The sequence below is a fragment of the Vibrio sp. 10N.222.48.A3 genome (assembly GCF_041475345.1).
GTDB lineage: Bacteria > Pseudomonadota > Gammaproteobacteria > Enterobacterales > Vibrionaceae > Vibrio > Vibrio tasmaniensis_A.
In genome coordinates this window covers 1-3,563 of record NZ_JBFRVX010001185.1, presented here as the reverse complement: position 1 = coordinate 3,563, position 3,563 = coordinate 1, and the positions used below count along the sequence as shown (strand labels likewise).

The following is a 3,563-nucleotide window of genomic DNA, read 5'->3' as shown; positions in this document are numbered from 1 at the left end:
ATATAATATCACATCGTACCTGTTGGCTAGGTGTTTTTTAGCTATATATGTGACTTTGCAAGGGAGTTATCTTCCTGATTTGAAAGAATAATTAAATTGATGAGATAAAAAAGTTGGCGAAAATCAGAAGCTTGGCATACACTTTCCTTGTAAATGACCTTATCTCATTGATTGAATAGGGTAAATGCTTTGGCGCTACTGAAGATGGTAGCAATGTATAACATAGCTTTGAGGAAAGTTTTATGGCACTCACTAAAGCCGATTTGGCTGAGAACCTGTTTGAAACACTCGGATACAGCAAGCGGGATGCCAAGGAAACGGTTGAAGTGTTTTTCGAAGAAGTTCGTAAGGCACTTGAAAATGGCGAACAGGTAAAACTGTCTGGTTTTGGTAACTTTGATCTTCGTGAGAAAAACGAGCGACCTGGTCGTAACCCGAAAACTGGTGAAGACATTCCAATTTCTGCTCGACGTGTTGTTACTTTTAGACCGGGACAAAAACTAAAGGCCCGAGTCGAAAATATTAAAATCGAGAAGTAGCCAAGCAATAGACCACGCCTAGCGTGGTCTTTTTGTATCTACGTCTTATGCATCATTTGCTGACTGTCTTGTCACTAGTTTCTCTTAGTGGTATCACCTGACTCTCTTTTCTTAGCTACCCTTCTCGTTAACTACTAATAGTGACATCCCTATATTTTGTTTTCTGATAGTAATGAACTAATGAACTAATGAAAGCAACGCGAGAGCACTAATAAAAAGAAAGGGCTGCGATTATGCAGCCCTTTGTCGTTCTTGTTTATGGTAAGCGTTTATGCCGCTTTAATGTGCGTGGTAATGTACGGTTGCCATGCTTGTTGGTAAAGCTCTAAAGATTGGCGTCTTAGGCTATTGATTTGTGCCGCTTCAATGTCATTGATTGGGCGATGTTCTGCAATTGCGTGACGCTCAATGCCTTGGATGATTTCGTAGAGTTCGTGCTCAGGGCCACTTTTCACATCAGCAATCGCTTTCAAGTGAAGTTGAACCTCTGCAATGATGTTGGTTTTAGGTAAACGAACCAACAAGTTAAGGTCACGGTAGCCAGAATCGGCTGGTGACTTAAACTTGTTTTTCAGCTTAACAACGTCTGCTTCACGGCTTAGCGCTTCGTAAACTTCAACCAAGCTTTCTACATCGTTCGCGATGATAGTTGCACGGGCTAAGTCGGTAATTTTTGTTACATCACCATCAAGCTCAAGGGCGATTTTTTCTTCTGCACGAGCTTGAGATTTAACGCCAGCAAATAGCGCTTCAGAATTGGTGAGTAGGGCAGTACTTTTACAGATAGTTTCTAGTTCAGCTTGGCCTTGATGCGCTTTGCTGTACAGAATATCGAAGTCGGTGTAAGGCTGAGTCGGGCGTGAGTCGAAGGCTTTGATGCCGTAAAGGCCGCTCAAACTATGACGGAATACGTTTGATGAAACTTGGTTTTGCGCAGGGGTGCGCGTTTGATCAGTCGAACTTGTTGAAACAGGTGCTGCTGCGAATGCAGGCGCTCGGCTCAATACCAATAGCATTAGGGCCGTCGTACGGAGAAATACACTCATTCAAACTCCAAAATACAAGGTTACAAAAACGGATAGTTAAAAGGGGTAACCAGTAACGCACAAGAGTAAAAACAGCTTAACTAAACTCACTACATATTAAATGGGGCTAGCTAAGACAGAAACCAACTCTAACGTTTAATATTGCTTTAAAATGTGAAGATATAGACAAATAATCCAACCGTTAGTTCCGCAATTATTAGAACTTTGAACTTAGCCAGTTTCTGATTTCATCGAAACCAATTTGGTACTTTAAACCAAGCTAAGGTTGCTCTTACCTCTCTATACTGTACCCTTGCATTATGACTGTTTAACATGAACGAAAGATGAATAATCCTGAATTTTGGCACAATAAATGGGCAGCCAACCAAATTGGTTTCCACCTCGAAGATGTAAACCCACTTCTGATTAAATTTTGGGAAAAGACTGAGCCTAGCTACGAGAAGAGTGTGTTTGTTCCACTTTGTGGCAAAAGTGAAGATCTGATTTGGCTAGCTTCAAAGCATGAAGATGTTCAAGGTGTCGAGTTAAGTCAGATTGCGGTTCGCGCATTTTTTGCAGAGCACCTTTACACCCCGACTGTGACTCAAATCAGTGGTCAGCACGAGCTGTATCAATTCGATGAACTGAACATCTACACGGGCGATTACTTCTCAGCGCCAATCCAGCCTGTCGATACCATTTACGATCGCGCGTCTTTAGTCGCATTGCCTGAAGAGATGCGAATGCAGTATGTAGAGCGTTTGAAACAACGACTGAAACCGGGTGGTAAGATCCTTCTAGTGACTCTGGATTACGACCAAAGCGAGATGGCAGGGCCTCCGTTTAGCGTACCTAAACTAGAGATTGGTCAGTTGTTCGCGGGATACAAAATCACATTGTTGAATCAAGATATTGCAGACGATGAACATCCGAAGATTGCCAAAAAAGGCTTGTCTCGATTCAGTGAAGAAGTGTACTTGATTGAGTCAGACGCTTAAGCGCAGTGAGCTCTCTAGCGAAAAAACCGCTTCAATAAAAAAGATAACACCAACAAAAAGACGGGCTCGATCGCCCGTCTTTTTTATTGTTCAGATTTGAAGTCGTGATTGTTCAGATGCGAGAACGTAATGGTTCAGATCTGAGTTAGTCGTTACCAATTAGTAGTCTAGTTGTCATTAGCTAGAAAATGGTAATTAACAGCTAGTAAATCACTTTTACTTTGGACGCGCTCTCAATTGCATCTTCAATCGCAGTCTCAGTGCTGTTGCGACGAGTCAGCGCAACACCTAGACGACGGCGACCATCGATATCAGGTTTACCAAACAAGCGAACTTGCGTTTGTGGTGCGTCTAGCGCCTCTGTAAGACCTTCAAAACGAATGTTGGTTGAAGTGCCTTGGCCCAGAATAACCGCTGATGCACATGGACCGTATTGCGTGATGGATTTGATCGGCATACCGGTAAACGCGCGTACGTGCAGTGCGAATTCCGATGAGTCTTGAGACATAAGAGTCACTAAGCCAGTATCGTGTGGGCGAGGGGATACTTCGTTGAAGATAACGTGATCGCCTTTAACAAACAGCTCGACACCAAAGATACCGTGACCACCTAGTGCATTAACCACTTGTTCAGCGGTGTATTGCGCTGTTTTAAGTGCGTTGTCTGACATGACTTGTGGCTGCCAAGACTCACGGTAATCACCATCTTCTTGGCGGTGACCGATAGGCGCACAGAAATGCACACCGTCGACTGCGCGAACGGTAAGTAGCGTAATTTCGTAATCAAAGTCGATGAAGCCTTCAACGATTACGCGACCCGCGCCAGTACGACCGCCTTCTTGTGCGTAGTCCCAAGACTTTTGAATGTCTTCCTCTGTTTTGATAACGCTTTGGCCTTTACCTGAAGAGCTCATTACTGGCTTAACAACGCAAGGCATTCCCACGAATTCAATAGCGGCAGCGAAGTCTTCAAAGGTGTCTGCAAAGCGGTAAGGAGAAGTG

General features: G+C 43.7%; 4 protein-coding genes. 2 read left to right on the top strand and 2 right to left on the bottom strand.

Features of this window, described 5'->3' with window-relative positions:
• Nucleotides 1-242: 242 nt before the first annotated feature.
• Nucleotides 243-539 (top strand): integration host factor subunit alpha, encoded by a 297-nt coding sequence (ihfA, locus tag AB4653_RS24860; protein ID WP_004734853.1) that lies wholly within the window; start codon nt 243-245, stop codon nt 537-539.
• Between the two features lie 269 nt (nt 540-808).
• On the opposite strand, the gene AB4653_RS24855 is transcribed toward ihfA, so the two are convergent.
• Nucleotides 809-1,585: a RelA/SpoT domain-containing protein gene (locus AB4653_RS24855; protein WP_017059130.1), complete on the bottom strand. Its 777-nt coding sequence runs from the start codon at nt 1,583-1,585 to the stop codon at nt 809-811.
• A 323-nt stretch (nt 1,586-1,908) separates the two neighbouring features.
• On the opposite strand from AB4653_RS24855, the gene AB4653_RS24850 reads away from it, so the two are divergent.
• Nucleotides 1,909-2,562, top strand: coding sequence for a thiopurine S-methyltransferase (locus AB4653_RS24850; protein WP_017099724.1), 654 nt, complete (start codon nt 1,909-1,911; stop codon nt 2,560-2,562).
• 202 nt (nt 2,563-2,764) lie between these two features.
• Here the strand turns inward: AB4653_RS24850 and purT are convergent.
• The coding region (gene purT, locus AB4653_RS24845) for a formate-dependent phosphoribosylglycinamide formyltransferase (RefSeq protein ID WP_372105563.1) at nt 2,765-3,563 on the bottom strand (799 nt) is incomplete at its 5' end.